This is a genomic window from Sphingobacterium thalpophilum (assembly GCF_038396785.1).
GTDB classification, from domain to species: domain Bacteria; phylum Bacteroidota; class Bacteroidia; order Sphingobacteriales; family Sphingobacteriaceae; genus Sphingobacterium; species Sphingobacterium thalpophilum_A.
The window spans coordinates 5,144,899-5,166,791 of record NZ_CP151087.1; the positions used below are offsets into that span (position 1 = coordinate 5,144,899).

The 21,893-nt window shown below is 39.4% G+C and carries 15 protein-coding genes and 1 pseudogene; 11 read left to right on the top strand and 5 right to left on the bottom strand.

From position 1 onward, the window contains the following. Positions 1–129: 129 nt before the first annotated feature. From AACH28_RS22810 to AACH28_RS22830, 5 genes are all read left to right on the top strand, one after another. On the top strand, positions 130–2,526 hold the full coding sequence (locus AACH28_RS22810) for a hypothetical protein (protein ID WP_341831600.1): 2,397 nt from the start codon (positions 130–132) through the stop codon (positions 2,524–2,526). Between the two features lie 150 nt (positions 2,527–2,676). After that, entirely contained in the window at positions 2,677–3,738 is a 1,062-nt protein-coding gene (locus AACH28_RS22815; RefSeq protein WP_341831601.1) for a LamG domain-containing protein, read from the top strand. A 36-nt stretch (positions 3,739–3,774) separates the two neighbouring features. Further along, the gene (locus tag AACH28_RS22820; protein ID WP_341831602.1) at positions 3,775–6,747 is read left to right on the top strand and encodes a TonB-dependent receptor; all 2,973 of its coding nucleotides are present in this window, start codon (positions 3,775–3,777) and stop codon (positions 6,745–6,747) included. A gap of 10 nt (positions 6,748–6,757) precedes the next feature. Next, positions 6,758–8,410 carry a RagB/SusD family nutrient uptake outer membrane protein gene (locus tag AACH28_RS22825; protein ID WP_341831603.1) on the top strand — a complete coding sequence of 551 codons (1,653 nt, stop codon included), beginning with the start codon at positions 6,758–6,760 and terminating at the stop codon, positions 8,408–8,410. A gap of 12 nt (positions 8,411–8,422) precedes the next feature. Continuing rightward, positions 8,423–10,312 (top strand): hypothetical protein, encoded by a 1,890-nt coding sequence (locus tag AACH28_RS22830; RefSeq protein WP_341831604.1) that lies wholly within the window; start codon positions 8,423–8,425, stop codon positions 10,310–10,312. A gap of 211 nt (positions 10,313–10,523) precedes the next feature. Here the strand turns inward: AACH28_RS22830 and AACH28_RS22835 are convergent, their stop codons facing one another. The 3 genes and pseudogenes from AACH28_RS22835 to AACH28_RS22850 form a co-directional block, all read right to left on the bottom strand. Continuing rightward, on the bottom strand, positions 10,524–10,865 hold the full coding sequence (locus tag AACH28_RS22835; protein WP_341831605.1) for an AraC family transcriptional regulator: 342 nt from the start codon (positions 10,863–10,865) through the stop codon (positions 10,524–10,526). 5 nt (positions 10,866–10,870) lie between these two features. Continuing rightward, entirely contained in the window at positions 10,871–11,431 is a 561-nt protein-coding gene (locus tag AACH28_RS22840; RefSeq protein ID WP_341831606.1) for an STM3941 family protein, read from the bottom strand. Positions 11,432–11,632: 201 nt separating this feature from the next. Beyond that, positions 11,633–14,093, bottom strand: a pseudogene (locus AACH28_RS22850) (outer membrane beta-barrel protein). A 280-nt stretch (positions 14,094–14,373) separates the two neighbouring features. Here AACH28_RS22850 and AACH28_RS22855 point away from each other — a divergent pair. The 6 genes from AACH28_RS22855 to AACH28_RS22880 all read left to right on the top strand — a co-directional run bounded on the left by AACH28_RS22855 (position 14,374) and on the right by AACH28_RS22880 (position 19,982). Continuing rightward, positions 14,374–15,015, top strand: coding sequence for a MarR family winged helix-turn-helix transcriptional regulator (locus AACH28_RS22855; protein ID WP_120336419.1), 642 nt, complete (start codon positions 14,374–14,376; stop codon positions 15,013–15,015). 200 nt (positions 15,016–15,215) lie between these two features. Further along, a complete protein-coding gene (locus AACH28_RS22860) occupies positions 15,216–16,694 on the top strand; it encodes a phytoene desaturase family protein (RefSeq protein WP_341831609.1) in 1,479 nt (492 codons plus the stop codon). A 4-nt stretch (positions 16,695–16,698) separates the two neighbouring features. Continuing rightward, positions 16,699–17,535: a phytoene/squalene synthase family protein gene (locus AACH28_RS22865; protein WP_341831610.1), complete on the top strand. Its 837-nt coding sequence runs from the start codon at positions 16,699–16,701 to the stop codon at positions 17,533–17,535. A 9-nt stretch (positions 17,536–17,544) separates the two neighbouring features. Beyond that, positions 17,545–18,003 (top strand): sterol desaturase family protein, encoded by a 459-nt coding sequence (locus AACH28_RS22870; protein WP_120336422.1) that lies wholly within the window; start codon positions 17,545–17,547, stop codon positions 18,001–18,003. Then, positions 18,000–18,701: a lycopene cyclase domain-containing protein gene (locus AACH28_RS22875; RefSeq protein ID WP_341831611.1), complete on the top strand. Its 702-nt coding sequence runs from the start codon at positions 18,000–18,002 to the stop codon at positions 18,699–18,701. The genes AACH28_RS22870 and AACH28_RS22875 overlap by 4 nt, the downstream gene beginning before the upstream one ends. Before the next feature lie 261 nt (positions 18,702–18,962). Next, positions 18,963–19,982: an IS4 family transposase gene (locus AACH28_RS22880; protein WP_341831612.1), complete on the top strand. Its 1,020-nt coding sequence runs from the start codon at positions 18,963–18,965 to the stop codon at positions 19,980–19,982. A 228-nt stretch (positions 19,983–20,210) separates the two neighbouring features. On the opposite strand, the gene AACH28_RS22885 is transcribed toward AACH28_RS22880, so the two are convergent. Together AACH28_RS22885 and AACH28_RS22890 are read right to left on the bottom strand one after the other, a co-directional pair. Beyond that, positions 20,211–20,528 carry a hypothetical protein gene (locus AACH28_RS22885; RefSeq protein ID WP_341831613.1) on the bottom strand — a complete coding sequence of 106 codons (318 nt, stop codon included), beginning with the start codon at positions 20,526–20,528 and terminating at the stop codon, positions 20,211–20,213. 194 nt (positions 20,529–20,722) lie between these two features. Further along, positions 20,723–21,745, bottom strand: coding sequence for an IS5 family transposase (locus AACH28_RS22890; RefSeq protein WP_112374319.1), 1,023 nt, complete (start codon positions 21,743–21,745; stop codon positions 20,723–20,725). Positions 21,746–21,893: the final 148 nt, after the last annotated feature.

A 21,893-nucleotide genomic window follows, 5' to 3' on the forward strand; every position in this document is an offset into this window, starting at 1 on the left:
TATATTTTAGCGATTTGTTTCGCGCTTCTTTTTACGGACACATGGGGAAACGGACTGAGAATAAAAGGAAACGCATATCCGATTAACAATCGATCAGCTGCAGCGATATCTTTCGGCCAAATCAAAGGATTGGAATCATTTAATAAAGGGACTTTTCAGCTGTCTTTTAACCTGGCGCTTGATGAAAAATCAAATCAAGGTGGAATATTTAAATTGAATTTTGTCAATTCAGAACAGGCCATTTCAATGAATCTCCGAAGTATTCGTGGCGATAAGATTGAATTTAGCCTTAATTTGGAAGGTTCAAGTAGCTTGGGACACCTTGTCTTTGATAAAAGTCAGCTTAAAATTCAACAGTGGTTTTCAGTAAACTTGCATATCGACCTGTCTAGGAAAAAATTATTGTGGAAAGTGTTGGATCAAAGCATCGTCCTCTCTGAAATCACGGGTTTGAAAGCCAATGCGGCTCCCCTCCAGCTAATCTTTGGAAAGAATGGTTATGCGATCGATGTAGCCGATTATACCATTAAAGATATTTATTTATCTGGTGGAGATGTACATTGCAGTATCCCATTGAAGGAACGGCAGGGAGATATTATTCATGATAGCCGTGGCAATGCCATTGGAAAGGTGTTGAATCCGAATTGGATGGCAACGGAATCCTTTTTCTGGGAAAAATGGAAGACGATAAAACTCAAATCTATTGGAGGTTATCAAATTGATCAGCGTGGTGGCCGGCTAATTGTTTTTTCACAGGACAGCCTTCGCACTATTGACCTGTATTCTGGCAAGGAATCAGTCCATCCAATGCCGCATAATCTTCCACTTCGGATTCAGTTAGGAAATAGCTTCCTTCACGGTAATAAGCTTTACATCTATGAAGTCAATAATTTGCCTCAAGATAGCTGTTCCATTGTACGCATAGATCTGGATAACCCACAGCTTGTTTGCATAAGCAAAAGGCAGTTACCGATGCAGCTCCATCACCATACGGGGCAGCTCCTGTCGCAAAAAGATTACCTTATTTTTGGAGGTTTTGGAAACGAACGTTATAATGGAAATTTTCTAAAGTTAAATATCCAAAATGGAACATGGGACACGCTGTCGGTTAAAGGTGATAAAATTCATCCCCGCTATTTTACTTCTTCTTTTCTCGATAGTTCCGATCATTTATACATTTTTGGCGGAATGGGAAATCCACAAGGAGATAACAATCTTGGGCGTAGCTATTATTATGATCTGTATCAATTTGATGTCAACCAGCAGTCGGTTAAAAAAATCTGGCAGCTTCAATGGGAAGAGAGAAACAAGATCCCTGTACGACAACTGGTTTATGATGGCAAACGGAACTTCTACAGCCTGATGTATTCCGAATACGAATCCAGTTCTTCTCTCCAGTTGTACCAATTTTCATTGGATAAACCAGCCTATCAGCCTTTGGGCGATTCTATTCCGATAAGGTCCGATAAAATAAAAACCAATGCAAACCTTTTTCAATTTGAACCATTGAATAGATTTTACGCTGTGACTGAGGTCTATGATAATGAAGAAGTGAGGTCAGAGATCACAATCTATAGATTAAGACTTCCTGTTTTAACAGCGAGTGATTGGAATAGTGAACAAGAATCAAAACGGATATCCTTTCTCCCTTGGATAATAGGTTGTGTGATTCTTATTCTAGGAGGATTATATTGGAAGTGGAAGAGAAAAATAGGTAATAAGGCTGTTTTAACACCCTTGTCATCCTATCAAATACCCATTGACCGTCCAGCCAATAAACCGCCTTCAGCCGAATTGCTTTTGACCAATGATTTTCTGTTTCCATCAGTAAATTGCATCCATCTCTTTGGCGATTTTCAGGTTATTGATGCGAAAGGAGTGGATATTACACATCTTTTCAAAGGAAAAATAAAGCATTTATTGATATTGCTCCTTTTACACAACCCCCAAAAAGGAATCAAATCTGAACTATTGAGCAGCTTGCTTTGGCCTGAGAAGGAACATGGTGCTGCCAAAAATATTCGAGGCGTTACGCTAAACCACCTTCGCAAATCTTTAGAATATCTGAATGGAATTAAATTGGTATATGCTAAATCCTATTATAAAGTAGAATTAGACGGAACTTATATCGATAGTTATCACTTTAAATCCATTATGGAGAGCAATTCAATAAGCAATGAATTGTGGACAATCTTGAGCCGTGGACAATTTCTGTCCAAGGAAAGTGCTGATGGATTAGATATGCTTAAATCTCAAATGGAACAAGATATTTGCGATTTTCTTATGCGTCAGATTCAACATGCCATTGTTATAAATGAATTGAGGATGGCGTTGCAGCTCATCCATTTCCTTTATGAAACGGATCCAACTTCCACTGAAGCACTGAAGATCGAAATTAACATTTGGAAGAGAATCGGGGATATGGGCAAAGCTAAAAAGGCATATCAAAAATTTCAAAAGAGATATCATAAATGGATGGAGGTTAATTACAGTATATCTTTCGAATCCCTTTTAGATCAGGATTAGTGCGTTTTTCTAATGATTAACCCTTTGATTAACCCCTAAATTAATCAGCTTGCATTAATATTGTTTTCGAATAAAGCCAATTAAGCTAAATCCAGTAAATCAATTTAGCAATGTGCATATTCTAATGATATTAAAATAACCAATCTGATTATGAAATGGATTAAAAACAAACTGCTTCTTATTTTTTGCGGTACGTTATTGTTTACCGCCTGTGTTCAGGAAAAGCAGGGGCCAATGGAGCTTGATCTTTCCTGCCTGAACAATTATCTGGATACCATGCAAATTCTTTTGGATACGGCCAAAATAGGTGAAGTCGATGGAACTTATCCTAAAGCGAACGCCATTGAATTAGAACAGGCATTAGGCCATCTCAAAGAGGGGATTTCCAAAGCAAAGGCCGGCTATTTTGTATTACCTTTTGAGGTGAATAGCTTTTGTATCGACGCTAGTAAAGCCATTCAAACATTTCGAAATTCCTATCAGGAAACATTATCGTCTGGTACTGTTGGTGAATTACAGGTATTTGGGATTGATAAAAAGGGATACATCGATTTTGGTGAGTCTAATTTGTTCAGCTCTTCCAGACAATTTACCGTAGAATCCTGGATCAAATATGACCCTGGTTTTTTTGAGTTTGCCATTGGAGATTTTGTCGCCACTTTTAGTCATGATGGTAAAGGTGTAAAACAAGGTTGGATGGTTAATTTTATGGGAAGTAACCTCCGTATGACGCTTGGAATGGGACCTCAGCAAGACCGTGTATTGGAGTGGGGCGCAGCCTATCCAACCAATTATGGGCAATGGAATCATCTTGTAGCTGTTTATGACGAATCCTTGGCCTCGGATCAGTTAAAGATGTATATCAATGGTAAATTATTATTCTCCAAATCTAACGATATCAAGGATCCAGCGGGTGTATTACAAAAATATCAGCCGAATAGCCGCAATCTTAAGATGTGGGCTTTTGTAGAGCCCGAGGACAATAATCGTGGTATGACGGGATATATAAAGAAATTTCGATTATGGAGTAGCGCTAAATCAGCTGTAGAAATAGACCAGTTGATGACTGCTGAAGTGTCTGGAACTGAATCGGATTTGATATGTGCTTGGGACTTCGTGAAGGTACCCGAAAACAGCCAATCGATCCCAGATAAAACCAATAAGTTCCATGCAAAAATCGTGGGCCAGCACAAATGGCACAAAATCAAATAACGAGATAATAATAGTATCAATTTATAAAAGATAAGGATGAAAATTTACTATAAATCTATTTTCACTATGGCGTTGCTTATGCTGTTTTCCATTGTTGTTATTGGACAGCAGCGTCAAGTGAAAGGTCGGGTGAAAGACAAGTCTGGAACTCCTTTGACAGGAGTATCTATTTCAGTTAATTCAAGATCGCTGGCTTCAAGTAAGTCTGATGGAACCTTTGATTTGAACCTTCAAGTGGGCAATTTGTTGACCTTTAGTTTATTGGGCTACGAATCGGTTACTACGACTGTTCCTGCTAGTGGAAGTCTGGAAGTAACGATGACGAGTAAGGACGAAAACCTCGATGAAGTTATTGTTTATGGTTATGGAAAAGTGCAAAAAAAGGATTTGACAGGTTCGATTGCCAATATTCAGAATTCAGAATTGGTTCAAGCTCAAGCGACCAATGTAACCGAAGCGCTGAATGGTAGGGTGAGTGGGGTTTTGGTTACCAAAACCAACAATAGACCTGGAGCCGATATGAGTGTTCAAATCAGGGGAACGAATTCATTCAATTATTCCAATGAGCCCCTTTATGTCATTGATGGTATTCCATCCTATTCAGGGATGAGACACCTAAATGCCGCAGATATTGAGTCTATCGATATCTTAAAGGATGCATCTTCATCTGCCATTTACGGTTCCAGAGGAGCTAATGGAGTGGTGATTATTACGACGAAGGCAGCGGGAAAAAAACAGGGTTTTCAATTAGAATACGCGGGCTCGCTCAATCTTAAAACACCAGCTCGTATTCCTGATATGATCGGCAATATGGGGAACGGACTTGAATACGTAAATTATAAAATTGCGCTTTGGAAAAAGAAATATGGTGAAAGCTCATTAGGCCGCTCTGATTTCCTAACCACGGATGAAAAACGTCGTATTAAATATGGTGAATATTATGATTGGCTACGCGAAGTGACCTCAAATAGCTTAGGAAATACACAATACCTCAGTGCCAACGGACAATCCGAAAAGAGCAATTATGCTTTTTCTGCAGGGTATAATAATGACGTTGGACTTGTCGGTAATGAAAATTTTAAGCGTTACACGGTCAATATGGGGCTACAGCATCGTATTTCAGAACGCTTTAAAGTCGGGATGAACAACTATTTTTCTTTTAATAGAACCAATCATGGGGCTGACGACGCACTTATCAATGCTTATTTCATCCCGCCGATTGCAAGTCCGTATGGCAAAGATGGAAACTATGCATTCGAAGTACAGCCCACATCAAGTAAAATAAACCCCTTTGTTCAAATTGAGAACAATAAGAAAGTTACAGAAGCTAACTTTATCAATCTAGCTGGATTTACGGAATTCAAACCTTTACAGGAGCTGACATTTAAGTCGCAATTTGCGATCCAGCTGGATAATGATATATATGGGGAATGGATTGGTCGATATACGCAGGCCAAAAGCGGTGTCAATGCACCGGATGCCTTCCGTCGGGAAAGCAAAAATCTAAATTATGTTTGGGATAATACCTTAACCTATGATAAAAACTGGGCTGATATACATAAAATTAACGTCGTCGGTTTATTTAGTATGCAGAAAGAAACTCATCAGGGATCACAGATGCGTGGTGTAGGTATGCCTTTTGATTCAGATTGGCATGCAATCCAATCAGCAGACGAAATTACCGATGTTTCAAGCTACTATTGGGAGGCAGCCATGTTATCCTATATGATGCGCTTTAATTACGGGTATAAAGATCGTTACCTCTTGACACTGACAGGGCGTAGGGATGGAACCTCACGGTTAGCACCGCAGAATAGGTGGGGATTTATGCCTTCTGCGGCGATAGCTTGGCGTATATCCAATGAAGAGTTTATGAAAGAACAACACCTTTTTAACGATCTAAAATTACGGCTGAGCTGGGGTAAGAGTGGCAACAATAATATGGACTACAATGTGGTCAATAGCGTATTGGATCTTTCTAAATATGTGATCAATGGCAAAGGACAAAATGGTTATGGCATCGGCGGCACAAAAGGTAATCCGGCCCTCACCTGGGAGATGACTTCAGAATGGAATCTTGGACTGGATTTTGCGTTGCTGAACAATCGTCTATCTGGGACAATAGATATCTATGACCGGACGACCAAAGATTTGATTTTCAGACAATCTGTGGCCGGTCTCAACGGTTTTACTTCTATACTCCGTAATGTCGGAACAACTGGTAACAGGGGAATAGAGCTCAATCTGAAAAGTGTCAACATTCAACATGCCAATTTCTCATGGAAAACAAATGTTGTCTTTTCGCTTAATCGGAACCGTATCAAAGATATTTTTGGCGATGGAAAAGATGACCTGGCTAATAGGTGGTTTATTGGTCAACCTATTCGGGTTATTTACGATTTCGAACGTTTGGGAATCTGGCAAGACGAAGAGAAAGAAATGGCAACCAAATACGGGCAGGCCCCAGGGCATATCAAAGTTGCGGATCGCAATGGAGACGGTGTTCTGGACGAGCGTGACTACAAGGTACTCGGCACACCTTCCCCTGACTATACCTTTGGCTTGACCAATACCTTTAGCTACAAGAGTTTTGATCTTACAGCCTATGTGTATGGACGAATTGGAGGTTTATACAACGATGATTTCACCTATACGTTCACCGCTTGGGACAACGAGCACTGGAATAAATTGAATGTTGCCTATTGGACACCGGAAAACAGAAGTAATAGCTATCCACAGATCGGGGCACAGTCCTATTATACCCAAGTATTGGGAAAAGTGAGCGGAACTTTTGTAAAAGTACAGAATATTACCCTAGGGTATACACTGCCGGCCGCATTGACTAAACGGCTAAAAAGTAAATCCTTTAGGGCTTATGCATCCGTTATCAATCCATTTACATTTACAAAGTACCTGGGGCCCGATCCAGAGATTATTGGCGAAAACCTTTACACTCAACTTTCCATCTACCCTCGCATATTTAATGTTGGGGTGAATGTTTCATTTTAATTTTTACGATATGAAGAATATATTCAAAAATCAAATAAGCCTTTTCGTGCTGGGCGTTTCGCTGTTTTCTGGTATGACCGGTTGCTCCAGCTTTCTCGATGTCGATTCACCTTCGGTAGTAACCGATAAATTTTACGATAGCAAAGAAGGTCAGCAAAAGTTGCTCGTCGATTTATATGTAAAGAGTAGAGCTGTATTTAATACTGGTGAAATGCAATATTTTGGAACGGATCTCTATATGGCAATTACTGAAAGTGAATCGGAGCGGATGTTCAACGGTTATGATAAGACCTTCAATGGAACAGCGCCAGTTATAGGCGGATATTGGAACAATTTATATAAGATTGTACAAGAGTCCAATATTCTGCTAACCCGAATAACGGCAGACATTGCTGGAATAGACTATCCAAAAATGGTAGCAAAAGGTAAATTCTTCCGTGCCCTTGCATATTATTATTTAGTGGAAACATTCGGGGACGTCCCACTTTATCTGGAAGAACAGAAAGAGGTGCTGAAAAGTGTGCACCGTGCCTCCGAAACGCAGATCTATAAACAATTGATTGAAGATCTGGAAAGTGCAAAAGGGACCCTTCCATTCGGAAATGCTGAGCTAGGAGAAGTAAATGACGCTGCAATTCGATTTTTGTTGGGGAAGCTTTATCTAACGCGGGCATATAAATCTTATGCGGTGACGACAGATTTTAAAGATGCAGCACAAAATTTTATGAGTATCAGCCAATCGGGTCAATATCGCTTATTGGGATCATATGCGAGTGTGTATGACGAAAATAATCAAAATAATAGCGAAGTAATCTGGGCGATGCAATATGGCACGGACAAGAACTATGTCGGTGGGGGGAATCCACAGCAGCAGCTATTTGGCTTTAACATAACTGCATTGGAGCCTGACCTTTTTGTTCGTAATCAAGCTGACTATAGCGCTATGAGTAGGCAATATTGGGTTATACCGCGTGTTCATGAATATTTTGACAATCCCGATGTGGATACACGTTACGACGTAACCTTCAAACGTTCATTTATAGTGAATAATCCAGCAAGCAAAGATTTTGGCAAATTGGGGATCTATTTTCCACGCTGGAATGACCATTCGGGGAATGTTGTTGGAGCGTTACGTTTTTACCCCTTTAAAAATGGAAATGACTACAATTGGTATCCGCAGTCTACTGCATTGCCTGTACTGACCAATGCGATAGACCGGATGCCCATTATCCAAAAATTCAAAGATACCAAAATGCCTTGGGGTGGGGCAGGTACACGAGAAGATGTTATATACCGTCTATCGGATGCATATTTATTAGCAGCAGAGGCCTATTTGGGCATGCATCAAAATCAAGAAGCGCTCAATCTTGTCAATGAGCTCCGCAAACGCGCTGCGCTATCCGAGACTGCTTTCAACGATCAGCTCAAACTGTCGGCTCTTAGCTTGGATGTACTGCTCGATGAAAGAGCACGCGAACTTATGGGTGAGCACGATCGCTGGTTTGATCTAAAACGAACCGGTAAACTTATTGTGCGAGCGAAGGCTAACAATCCATTGGTTCAAAAATACAACAACCTAAACCCCATTCACCTATTGAGGCCTATTCCACAGGATGAAATCAATAAAACTGAAGGATTGACCCAAAATAATGGTTATAATTAAATCGAATGCTTTATGAAACACGCTATGATTACTGGAATAACGCTTGCCTTATGCAGTCTATTTGTGAGCTGCTCGAAATATAAAAGTCCCGATATCAATCAAGGTATAAATGATACCGTGCCACAACTATATGAAGAGCTTTATGAGCCCATTAAAGATAACGGGCAGTATAATTTATTAGAGATGACGGTAAAACCCAAACGATATTGGTCTGTCGTGGAGGTTCTTAACGTTGGTTCTAGAAACAATATTGGTGAAAGCAATGAAATACGAGGCTTACAGTACCATTTACTGGCGCAATCTCTTGCTGGGTTAACGAACCGTGCTGTACAGCAAGGAAAGAGCCAGATCGCTGTCTGGTTGCATGATCATGCGGGGCGGGAATCCTATACGCTGTCCAAGCAGGCGTTGGGTGATCTTGGGATTAGCGAACAAGGGATGCAGAGTGCCATTGAGCTGGCACGCAATAATTATGGACCGTCTGATGGGATCAAGTTGCAGCTAAAAGATCTATTCGATGGTTATGTACTCACCGATGTGACAAATAATCCAGAAAGCAATATTGTGGCCTCTGTGGCTTCTTCGGTGTACAACGCGTTGATTGTTGATGTCCGTGACAAGGCTAAATATGATGCGGCAGGATATACGATGAAATATGATGCGCGTAATAAATCCACGGCAGATGCCTGGAAAGAATTTAAGATGAAAGTAAGCAACAAAGCGTTGGTGGTTATGCCTGTGCAGACTGGAGAATTACGCGACTTTGCAATTGCCAACAACCTATTTGTCCTTAACATTAATAAGCAAAAAGAGAACGCATCTGCCGGCCAGAATTTACAGGTGTATGAGGAAATCTTATCGTGGCTGGCTCCTGGCGCGCCGATCTATGGATGGGAGCAAGGTGTGGATGAGTCGGTATTCGTAAGCAGGGCATCTGCAAAGGGCCATGTTTGGGTCCCCAGCGATTGGACATATAATATTCCGTTGACTTCATTGACATACAAACAGCGTCAGAAAGGGGTGTTGGCCAAGGTTGTCAACCCACAGTTTATCGACTGGTCGAAAGATAAGAAATTCGTTGCTTATTATCTTTCGGATGGTGACAATGTACAGTGGATGATGAACGATTTTGTTTCTGATTACTATCAAAACAGCGATGCCGCGAACATGAAAATGGGGTTTGGTATTTCTGCGAGCAATCTTTTGCAAATGGCACCAAGTCAATTTAATAACGTCTTTAATAAGCAGCATCGTGATTATACTTTGATTGAAGCCCTTGGAGGTGGTTATCAATATGTTGATAATTTTGGGATCGAAGATAACCGTACCACACGTCTGGGCAATTTGGCCAAAGATGTTGCACAGCATATGCGGCAACATCGCATTAAAGTGCTTGGACTGATGGCTAAAGATGTGAAGTCGGCAGCTGCCAAAGAAGGGTATCAAGCATTTATTGATGCTAATGATCAGCTCGAGGGACTTGTTGTCTTACAATACAGTCCTTATGCAGGCGGAAAGGGAGATATTATTTGGTTGAAAAATAAACAAGGGTATGAGATTCCGGTCATTAGCATTCGTTATACGCTTTGGAATTTTGGAAATGTTAATCATGAACGGGAGGGAACCCCAGCTTATATTGCCCAGAAACTTACAGCAGATAGCGAAAATAAGTTCTCTGTAATTGGAGTGCACGCATGGAGCAAGTTTAGAAATATAGGCAAAGGAACAGATCCTATCACGGAAAATACGGATGGTGACTTGGACGGAGCATCAGCTGCAAAACTTATGCGAAACCATTTGGGAATAGATTTCGAGACCGTCAACGTCCAGGAATTGATTTGGCGCATACGTATGAGCCACAATAAAGAGGAAACAGAACGATACCTGAAATCCTATTACTAAGCAGGGATTTAACATACAGTCGATAAAACAATACATCTTCCGTTGAGTCATTCTGCCATTGCATGGGCTCGCGGCGGATGTATTGGAAGTCTGCACGATGATAGGTGGCCTTTGAGATAAGCTTGCGCTCGCTATGATTTGTATTCAACGTTTTCAAATGCTTAATATGTATCCGGAATGAAATTCGCTATTAGACCTATTCAACATTTTTTCAAAGTCGCGATGCTAGCCGGTCGGTAGGCGTGTAACCAAAATGCTTTTTAAACGCATAGGAGAAATGTGAAAGATTTTCGAATCCTACCGCGTAACAAACTTCGATTGGTTTCATTCTTTTTTCAACAAATTGATAGTGTGCTAGCTCCAATCGTTTTTTTGTTAACCATCGCTGCGGTGTGAGGTTGAAAATCTTGCTAAAATCCCTTTTGAAGGTGGTTAAACTTCGTCCTGTCAGATAACCGAATTTTTCCAGCGATAAATTGAACATAAAGTTCTTTTCCATATAGCCTGCTGCTCGGTTAATTTTGCCATTTAAAATATCAACCGAATTGCTCATTCAGTTTATTCGTCGAGCCTTTGGACAATGAGGGGATTTAAATTTTTTCTTTTTGTTATTCCATTATACCGCTCATAATACTCATCTATCAATTTTTTGAGTGTATTGAAATCAAGCGACAATTGATCTGCCGAAACGGCTATTCCATTTTCGAGTACATGTTGTTGTACTTGTGGAGAGAACTGCTGCATATAATTTTCGGGATGGTGTAGCTTCAAAAAAACAAAATGGACACCATGGGCCATTCCTGTCGAGACAGATTGAATAGCAGTCCATTTTACAGTCCCAGCCTTTATTCCTACTGGCGTACCATGATATCGAATGCCATTTGCGTTCAATATTAGGCCAGTCCGATCTTTAACAAATAGGCTTTTTACTCCGCCAATTAGACAATAACATCCTAAGCCCCCTAAGGTCAACATCAATGCTTCAGGGAAAATTCTTATTTTTTCAGCGACAAAGAAAATATAGTAAGCAAATGCCAAAGCCGCTATCGTCAACAGTAAGCCAAATAGCGCCAATTTCAGACGTTTTTTGTTATCGAATTCTATGATAGTCTCATTCATAATTAACGTTCTCTTTCACATTTTTATCAGACTAAGTTAAAACAACGCTTTTCAAATTTTCATGCGAATTTCAATTCGTATGGATTCGTTTTAAATTCGCAGTATTTTGAGGTCTATCTGTATTTAAGCTATTTTCTAAACTCAATTATATCCAGCGCTATGCTTCCAAGAATCATCTTTGACGATTAACGTATTGATGGGTTAATCTATCCTCGAATCTTTTTCCAGCTTTTTGGTCTGTTTTGCGGAGAAGGTTTTTCCGAAATTGTAACTGAAACTCAATTTTGCATAGCGAGACTTCAATTTATTCACTGTTTCAATGCTAATCACATTGCCTAAACTGGAAATAGGTGCTTTTTGTAAGTTGAAAATATCCTCAATCGTCAGGGATATGTTTAACTTGTCCCGAAGCACTTTTTGTTGTAAACCCGTCGTGATATATCCTGTTCCCCCATATTGCATTTGAAAACTATTTCTTTTCAGCATAAAAGCCGAGTATTTGAACAGTAGTCTTTGGCAGAATATTAATAAAGGTGTTGATCGACCCACTAAAGTTGACAATCCCAGGTAACAAAATATCTGCTGTATTATTCGATCTGAAAGTCGGTCGTTGGGCCGATAAATATGTACTGATATTCACGCTGCTTCCAAATTTGTTTTGCGACATGACATAAGCTCCAATCTGGTTTAGATTATAATCATTATAGTAGTTAAACTCTGGACTTCCAACCTCCGCATTATATCTTGAGATATAGGTGAACATATTCTTCGAGGAGTTTCCATATAAAGAAAATATCAGTGAGTGGTTGCTATTCCACTTGTGCGAATATTGCAGATCTAGCCTATTTGCAAAATATGGCTTCAAATGTGTGTTACCGTTGGTAAAATAGATAGGATTATTGGTCACCGCAAATGGATTGAGCATGTTATAACCTGGGCGTTCGATTCTTCTGTTCCCCGATAAAGCAATGCTGTTTTTAAGGTCCTCGAAATCATAACGTATATTAAAATTGGGAAATAAATTAAGATAGTTGTTTTTAATCTGTTCGTCAGTTAAAACGGATAGTAATTTATAATCGAATGATTCTAGTCGCAAGCCTACATCAAAGGAGAAATGTTTATATTTACCATTAAGAGAAGAATAAGCAGCAAGTATATTTTCGTTATATTGAACCTTATTTTCACTATTTACTTCTCCTCCGACGGTATTTCCATCTGTGGCTAGATTCTTAAAGAAACTTTCTGTATTTGCACGGGCATATTTTACACCGAATTTTAGATCAGTACCCTTTCCGATGTTAGTTTTGAAGTCTGTATTGAATGTCCAGATTTCATATGGTCTGGTAATAATAAAATTTCTGCTACCATTTTCTGAAGAATTTATTTCCGTGTTAGAGAAATCATATGCCTTTCTCCAGAATGAAGTGTTATTTTCATTTGAGTATTTCGCGTAATTCAGGCCGATTGAAAGCTTGCTTTTCTTTTTGAAATCTTTATCATAAATTAAATCGACGATATGGAAATTATTATCCAAAAACATGAGGTCCAGCTGTTTAAGCTGCCTTTGGAATTCATCCTTCCGATTATAGATCGTGGCGTCTCGTTCATTTGGAAATTTACCATTAAAGCTGGCGTACCAATAATTAAAAGAGAGCGTACTCGTCGAATCAATATTATAGAGGGTATTGGTTTTCATGGAATGTGTCCTTTGGGACCTTTCGCTAACCTGTTCTTGTCTATAGCGATAACTGGAATCAGGTAAGTAATAGTTTTTTATTAGATCGTTTCGTTTATGCAGGTTTTCACCGTATGAAAAATTATAACCTAATGAAATTTCAAACTTACTTTTTTTAAGATTTAAATTGAGCGATTGGTCCGTTCCCCAAAGGGTAGAAACAGCTGTACTTGCCGACCCAAAGAATCCCAAATTGGAATTTTTCTTAAGTCTGATATCGAGGATACCTCCATCTCCGGCGGAATCATAGGCCGCACCCGGACTGGTAAGTACATTAACAGACAAGACCTCGTTGCTCGGTAGAGATTTCAGGTAGTTCAATAGATCCTGACCACCCAAATTGACTTTCCGCCCATTTATCAATACAGTAGCTCCCTTTCCAAGCAACTGTAATTTACCTTCTATTTCATCAACGGTCAATCCCGGTACCTGCTTGAGCAGTTCTGCTATATTTGTACTATTGCCTAATATATTGTTTTCCGCATTAAATCTATACCCACCGGTAATTAGCTCCAAGGTAGGTCTCTTGGAGGAAACTGTAACCTCCTCAAGATTATTGTCAATCTTATAAAGTTCTATAGTACCGATATCTATATTGGAACCGTTCGGCGTTTCGATTCTTTTTATCTGAGACTGAAAGCCCATGTGATTGATTTTTAGGTAAAATGAACGCTGACTGTGGGTGAATTGAAAGTCCCCACTTTCATTTGTAACCACTGTTTTGACAGGATGGCTGCCCCTTTGATGGTCCAGTAAGTAAATTGAAACCAAATGAACGGGTTCTTTTGTAAGCGAATCGACTATTTTGCCTGTAACAGTAAAGGTTGAATCGATGCGCGAAAGGATAATTCTATTAGATGAACCATGAGCTATGGCGAAAAGAAGCAGGCATGGGAAGACTAGGGCAATTTTTTTTAAGACTTTCATGTAATTAAGGTTCTTGTGCAAAGTTTGATGACCATTGTTTGCAGTTAGTGACTATAGGTTAGTCGAGCTCAGGAAAAAAATGTTGCACGATTAATAATAAAAGCGATTACCAATTGGCACAAAAGTCTTTTTATAAGTAAAAGCAAGTCTCTACCCGATATGAGTTGCAGTTGGTCAAAATTAAGAGTAGATAAGATGTATGGTCTATATTTATTCTAAAAAAAATCTTTATTAAAAAAATCAAAACAAATATAGTATATTTATGTTCTAAATAAAGTGTATGAAATATCAACTTTTAAAAGAAATCATTGTATTAGTAGAGGAGTTTGAACAGGAGAACGTAGATGGAATCTACAGTACCGACGCGGATGGATTTAAACGTTGGGTAGTGGCAAAAGAAACCGATGTTCTGGTCGAACCTGAATGGGACGGTAAGGAAAATGGGCGTAGTCCAGAGAGTGTGATCAGCACATTAATAGTGCATATGAATAGGTTTGCAAAAAGTTATTCAAAGGCAGCTATTTGGGAATCTGATTTTTCTACACAAGAGGAGTTTATATACCTTATAACCTTAAGGTCGTTTGGCGAGATGACAAAAATGGAATTGATCAGGCGGAATATTCATGAAAAGCCAGCCGGCATGGCGATTATAAATCGTTTGATCAAACAAGGATGGATCGGTCAGCAAGATTCAGAGCAAGACCGACGAAGTAAGGTGCTTTATATCACAGAAAATGGCTTATCGGCGTTGGATCGACAAATGGGAAAAATACGTCATGCCACTCAGATTGTTTCAGGTGATTTGACCTACAATGAAAAAATAACACTGATAAGTCTATTGGATAAATTGAGCAAATTTCATCAATTAATCTATGATAGAAATATTGCACCTGATAAATTGCTGGAACAAGTGAAGTTATAATTCAGTCCGAAGTGTAATAGGAATAGCTGGCTTTTTGTTGTCTTTTACACTTTTTGAAAAAGTCGCCTCCGAAATCTGATGATTAATAGGCAGATCAAATTATGGATATAATAAGATACTTTAATGCACACATTGTCCATTGCGGTAATGGAAGGTCCATCTGGATGTTGCCCTTGCATAGGGAGTTAAAATAAACAAAAATGAAAAAGAAGGTAGCAGTTATTGGTGCAGGTTTTTCGGGTCTTTCAGCGGCGGCCTATCTTGCGCAGGCAGGATACGATGTGCATGTTTTTGAGAAACATACGCAGCCCGGTGGAAGGGCGAGACAGTTTAGTACGACAGAAGGATTTAGATTTGATATGGGACCGAGCTGGTACTGGATGCCTGACATCATTGAATCATTTTTTTCAGATTTTGGGTGTTGTACTGCTGATTTTTTTGAACTTGTATCACTCAATCCTCAATTTGAAATGATATTTAACTCTGGACAGATTCGTGTACCTGAATCCTATCAGGAGTTAAAACAATTATTTGAACAGATCGAACCTGGGGCTGGTACGCAGTTGGATAGCTTTATGGAAGCTGCAAAATTTAAGTATGAAGTGGGCATGCGGGATTTTGTGAATAAACCCTGTCACAATTGGGGCGAATTTCTCTCTCCAAAAATTGCACTTAGTGCTTTTAAGCTAGATTTGCTTTCTAATTTTAGATCCTATGTTGCCAAATATTTTAAGGACCAAAGATTGCGGACATTGATGGAATTCCCCGTTATATTTTTGGGCGCTTCACCCAAGGATATTCCGGCATTATATAGCCTGATGAACTACGGCGGTTATGCGCTTGGAACACATTATCCCAAAGGGGGCTTTTTTCAGTTAGTACTGGCGATGCAGCAAGTAGCGGAGAGACAAGGTGTCACTTTCCATTTTGATCATAATGTTGATACGTTAAATATTGAAAAGAATAAGATCACATCATTAGTTGTTAATGGTGTGAATCATCCATTTGATCTCGTGGTTGCATCGGCCGATTACCACCATATCGAAACACTACTTGCCAAGGAGTTGAGAAACTACGATGACGATTATTGGAAGAGCAGGACCTTTGCACCCTCAAGTTTGATCTATTACCTAGGGATGAAATCGTCCATTCCAAATCTAACTCATCACACACTGTTCTTTGAGCACCCGTTGGATGATCATATCGACTGTATCTATGGTGAAAAAAAATGGCCTCAAAATCCGCTGTTCTATGTATGTTGTCCATCCAAAACGGATCCGCATGTTGCTCCTGCAGACAGTGAGAATCTCTTCTTATTAATGCCCTTGGCGACCGCTATCCCGGATGATGATGAAACACGTGAAAAATATCTAATTAAGATGTTAAAGCGTTTGGAAAAGCATACCGGTACAAAAAACTTATATGAACAGATTGCATACAAGAGGAGTTACTGTGTGAGCGAATTTATCAGCGATTATAATGCTTACGGGGGAAATGCTTATGGACTAGCAAATACATTGAAACAGACAGCAGTATGGAAACCCAAGATCAGAAATAAGAAAGTCCATAATCTTTTTTATTCAGGTCAGCTAACGGTTCCTGGTCCCGGTGTGCCTCCCTCCATTTTATCAGGGAAAATTGTTGCCAAAGAAGCCATTGAATTATATCGTAAAACATAAGACCATGAAAAAGCTATTTGATGAACTCGCTTATGAAGTAAGCAAAAAAACAACTGAAAAATATAGTACAAGTTTCTCGCTCGGTATTTTGGCGCTCAAGCCCTCCATTAGGGCTAGTATATATGCGATTTATGGCTATGTACGATTAGCCGATGAAATCGTGGACAGTTTTCATGGATATGATAAGAAGCGGCTGTTGGCGCGGTTATATCTCGAGACAAACTGTGCTTTAGAGGAAGGTATCTCATTAAATCCGATATTACAATCTTTTCAGGAGACGGTACATAAGTATGCTATTGATGTCGAGCTAATCCGTCAATTTCTACACAGCATGGAAATGGACCTGAATAAAGTCGACTATAATTCTGAACGCTATAAAGAATATATTTATGGCTCGGCTGAAGTGGTGGGATTGATGTGTTTACAGGTTTTTACAGAAGGTAATAGACAGCGCTATGAGGAGTTAAAACCTTACGCTATGAAACTAGGCTCCGCATTTCAGAAAATAAACTTCTTGCGGGATCTTAAAGACGATTACCATGTTCTTGGGCGTACCTATTTTCCGAATTTGGATCTGGCTGTCTTTGATAATGCCCTCAAAAGCCAGATTGAGGATGAGATACACAGCGAATTTAAGGAAGCGCTTTTGGGAATTAAAAAATTGCCTGCATCGGCAAAATTTGGCGTTTATCTGGCTTACAAATATTATCTTTCCCTGTTTTCGAAGATTCGAAAAAAATCCCCAAAGGAGATTTTGGAAAGCAGGGTGAGGATACCAAATGCACAAAAAGCCTATGTTGCTTTAAAAAGTTATCTGCGTTACAAAGCTGCTTACTTATAAAATAAAGCTATGAATTTTATTACTGTATTGGTCACTTTTATTGCTATGGAGGGCGCAACCTGGCTTATCCATAAGTATATTATGCACGGCTTTCTCTGGGTATTACATCGCGATCATCATGATCATAGCAATGCGGGCTTTTTGGAAAAGAATGATTACTTTTTTATCATTTTTGCCCTTCCTACCATCGCGTTGATGTATTTTGGTTCGTTAAGGGGATACAATTATCTGTTTTATATTGGATTAGGGATTATGCTTTATGGTATGGCATATTTCTTTGTACATGATATATTTATCCATCAACGCTTCAAATGGTTGAGTAAAACAAATAACCGTTACTTTTTGGCGCTTCGGCGTGCTCATAAACAACATCATAAACATTTGGGTAAAGAGGAGGGCGAATGTTTTGGCTTTTTATATGTTCCGATGAAATACTTTAAAATGTATACTAACAATGAAAAAATATGATGCCATATACTTACTCGCTTATCTTATTTTTTACGGTCATAATCTGTTTTGTCGCATCCTTCGACAAGCGGCTTCGATTCGATCGTGAGTTTGTTCCATTCTTAAAGTCAGCGGCACTTGTTGCTGTATTTTTTATAGCTTGGGATGTCTGGTTTACCAGTAAGGGAGTGTGGTGGTTTGACACAAGGTACACCCTAGGCCTGGTTATAGCAGGCTTACCATTGGAAGAATGGTTATTCTTTATTTTCATCCCTTTTTCTTGTATTTTCACCTATTTCTGCATTGATAAATTTTTTAGATTACAATCGCTATCGGCCTTCAATAATATTGTTGTCTTTGTAAGTGTCATTATATGTGCTGTTGTTGCTCTTCGATATGCTGACAGAATCTATACCGTAGTTACCGCTGCTGTGACTATGGTGACATTGGTGCTTTTTCACTTTGTATTTCGGATACAATGGATTACGCAGGCCTCTTTAGTCTTCACTTTGCTGATGCTGGGCTTTTTACCTGTCAACGGCATACTAACCGGAACAGGATTGGAGTCCCCTATTGTCAATTACAATCCAATGGAATTTATGGGGATCAGGGTACTTACTATTCCGGTTGAAGATGCAGTGTACGGATACACTCAGTTTTTGTGGGTTCTTTACTTTTTCAAAAAGTTTCAAAGTAGGCCCCTAAAATCCAGTCTGTAAAGTGGATGCATTTGAACAGCTCAAATAAGCTCAGAAATCCGCTGCTTGATTTTTTGGAAAGTAAATCCATGTTTGTAATGGATTTACTTTATCGACTCTCACTTTGAATTAAAAATACCTTAATTAAATTTTTTGCTTATTGTTTTACCCAGTAAAAAGTTTTTGAAAAGATGCCACTTGCGTCCTAAACGTTTAAAAAGTGGCGGTGTTTGGATATAGCAAAGTTGCTATATTTAAATTGCAAAATTATAACACACCGCCATGATAAATTTAAATGTTTTTAGTCAGATTTTATCTCTTGTTGACCGTGAATTATTCAAAGATTTGGTTGCAAAGCACAAAAGTGATAAACACCAGAAAGGGATCAACAGCTGGACGCATCTAGTCAGTATGCTTTTCTGTCATTTTTCCTCGGCAGATTCGGTCCGGGATATTAGTAACGGTCTGCGCAGTACCACTGGTAATCTGAACCACTTAGGTGTAGTAAGAGCTCCAAGTAAGTCTAATATATCCTATATCAACACACACCGTACCCATGAACTTTTCAAAGATCTTTACTATTCTGTTTTGGATAGGCTTTGGCAAAAGGACACCCATTTTCGCAAAGATCTTGGTCAGCTAAAGCGTAAAGTATATCTGATGGATGCAAGCATCATCCCCTTATGTCTATCTGTATTTGACTGGGCAAAGTTTCGTAGCACCAAAGGTGCCGTAAAGCTGCACACTGTCTTGGATTATGATGGCTGCCTACCTGTTTTTATGCAGATTACCGATGGAAAAGTACATGAGAGCCAGCGAGCCGGTAGTTACAGTTTTTCCAAGGGAAGCGTGCTGGTAGTGGACCGTGGCTACGTGGATTACAGCTGGCTTGGGGATTTGGACAGCAGGGGGTGTTACTTCGTTACCAGGAGTAAAGTTAATATGAAGTACAAGGTTATCAAGTCCTATCAGAGTGAAGCACTCATGGAAAAGGGGATCCTTAAGGATGAGCTCATTGAGCTATCCGGTGCTGCCTGCAATAAATACAACGGCAAGCCGCTACGCCTAGTCCACTTTTGGGACAGCACCACTGGCAATGAGTACCACTTTTTGACCAATAATACGAAGTGGAAGGCTTCTTTGGTGGCAAACATCTATAAACAACGCTGGCATATCGAAGTCTTCTTCAAGCATCTAAAGCAGCGCTTAAAAGTATCGACATTCATAGGGACTTCTGAAAATGCAGTGATGATCCAGATCTGGACTTCACTCATTGGCATATTACTGTTAAAATACTTGTAAAAAAAGGCCAAATATGACTGAAACCTGTCCAATCTGGTCGCATTCATCAGAATGAATATCTTCGTGAAAATAAACATCTGGCAATGGATAGATGATCCCTTTCTCAGGCCGCCTATAAAAGGAAAAAAGGGACAGCTAAAGATCTTCGCAGATTGAAAAATAGGGGTCAATATCGAAATGATGAAAAAAGCTATGCTTGTACCACAGAAATCGAATCCTAAAATTTATTTAGGACACATATGAAAAGATGCCTTTATGGGCCACAATTTTCAACTTTTTTCCCTGCAGGTACATTTCGCAATTGCCCTTTTGGCCGGTATCATGGTTTTGCACAGTCCCCTTCCATTCATTTTTTTCAAAACGTACATTGTAGAGGGTTGGACGTCCTTTGGGATCGAGACCAGAAAATTTTCCGTTGCTGTAAGTGATGGTGATAATGAAGCCTTCCTCGGTTTTCCATTTACCTGCAAAATTATCATTGGAGGATTGAGCAACACTCATTATTGCCATGAAGATGATGACAAGGGATGACAGTATTTTTTTCATATGTAATGATTTCATACTGCAAAGCAAATTAAAATAATCTGCAGTGTTTTTAATATATCAAGACCGTTGCAAAATAATGTTGATATTTTCTGATCGGTTATTTTTGCTTTTTTTTTGCAGTTTTTTCCGATTTGGATTCGGAAATCTAGTTGCGTTTTCTTGAAAAATCCTCTTTTTGAGGCCTTTTCAACTGCTTAATTTGTGTTTTTTATTGCATTGGACACAAGTATCCCAGGTGATCTGTAAAGATTGTACGCCATGGCTTCCATTAGATTTTGTGTATGCATTTTGGCGATCCCCTTATACCTTGCACAGCTTGAGTTGAACCATCGCCGGATGCTCCCGAAGGTCCGTTCAACTTTGAACCTGATCTTGCCGATCAGTTTGTTTCTTAACTTCTCTCTTTCGGTTAACGCTGTTCCTTTCTTTGCCTTATGCAAGATCCTGCTTTTTAGCTTTCCTGATTTGATCAATTCCTCATTTTTAGAGGAACGATATCCCTTGTCAGCATAGATATGGATGCCCTTTGGAAGGTCAGCCGAAGATATTACCTGTTGAAGATTGGCAATTTCATTTACATTTGCTGGAGTGGTTACCACGCCCAGAACCAGGCCTTCTGTATCGGTGACATAATGCTTTTTATAGCCATAACGTGTTTTCCCAGCCTTCTTTATCCAACGAGCTTCATGGTCAACACCCGGGCTCTCTTGTTGGATCAATAACTGTTCACTATTCTCTTTATCCAGCTCAGAATCTTCGCGAGGATGTTCACTACGGTCACTTTCGATCTCGTAAATAACTTTGCCTTTTGGTTTTAGCGGAGAATCAACAATACTGGCATCAACGATAGCTCCACGTTTTACCAATATTTTATGTTTATTCAACTGCTTGTTCAGCTCCTTGAATAGATTCTCATAAACACCCTTTTCTGTCAGCGAGCTGCGAAAACGGCTAATAACACTGTGATCGGGAACCGAATCGTCCAAACTGATGCCAACAAAGCGACTAAAGGAGATACTGTCGTTTATACGGTCTTCTACTTCGTAGTCACTCAGACCATACCAGGTCTGTAGAAGTGTCATTTTGAAGAGGACAAGACCAGAATAACTAGGGCGTCCCATTTTGCTTTCCCCTTTGTGGTAATGCTTGTTGATAATATTTGAAATCGGACGCCAATTTACCAATGTATTGATCTGATCGAAGAATTCCTGCTTGATTTTCCGTCTTTGAACCATGTAATCAACAAAGCTAACTTTTTCTGTCTTTTCCATACCTTAAATATAACGAAAATCAACAAGAAACAAATTAAAAACCTGAATATCAATAAAATAAAAACCAAACACTTTTGCAACGGTCTTATATCTT

Bases quoted from the DNA above. Each gene is read 5' to 3' on its own strand.
- AACH28_RS22815 (WP_341831601.1), top strand. From the start codon at position 2,677: ATGAAATGGATTAAAAACAAACTGCTTCTTATTTTTTGCGGTACGTTA.
- AACH28_RS22820 (WP_341831602.1), top strand. From the start codon at position 3,775: ATGAAAATTTACTATAAATCTATTTTCACTATGGCGTTGCTTATGCTG.
- AACH28_RS22825 (WP_341831603.1), top strand. From the start codon at position 6,758: ATGAAGAATATATTCAAAAATCAAATAAGCCTTTTCGTGCTGGGCGTT.
- AACH28_RS22830 (WP_341831604.1), top strand. From the start codon at position 8,423: ATGAAACACGCTATGATTACTGGAATAACGCTTGCCTTATGCAGTCTA.
- AACH28_RS22835 (WP_341831605.1), bottom strand. From the start codon at position 10,865: ATGAGCAATTCGGTTGATATTTTAAATGGCAAAATTAACCGAGCAGCA.
- AACH28_RS22840 (WP_341831606.1), bottom strand. From the start codon at position 11,431: ATGAATGAGACTATCATAGAATTCGATAACAAAAAACGTCTGAAATTG.
- AACH28_RS22855 (WP_120336419.1), top strand. From the start codon at position 14,374: ATGAAATATCAACTTTTAAAAGAAATCATTGTATTAGTAGAGGAGTTT.
- AACH28_RS22860 (WP_341831609.1), top strand. From the start codon at position 15,216: ATGAAAAAGAAGGTAGCAGTTATTGGTGCAGGTTTTTCGGGTCTTTCA.
- AACH28_RS22865 (WP_341831610.1), top strand. From the start codon at position 16,699: ATGAAAAAGCTATTTGATGAACTCGCTTATGAAGTAAGCAAAAAAACA.
- AACH28_RS22870 (WP_120336422.1), top strand. From the start codon at position 17,545: ATGAATTTTATTACTGTATTGGTCACTTTTATTGCTATGGAGGGCGCA.
- AACH28_RS22875 (WP_341831611.1), top strand. From the start codon at position 18,000: ATGATGCCATATACTTACTCGCTTATCTTATTTTTTACGGTCATAATC.
- AACH28_RS22880 (WP_341831612.1), top strand. From the start codon at position 18,963: ATGATAAATTTAAATGTTTTTAGTCAGATTTTATCTCTTGTTGACCGT.
- AACH28_RS22885 (WP_341831613.1), bottom strand. From the start codon at position 20,528: ATGAAAAAAATACTGTCATCCCTTGTCATCATCTTCATGGCAATAATG.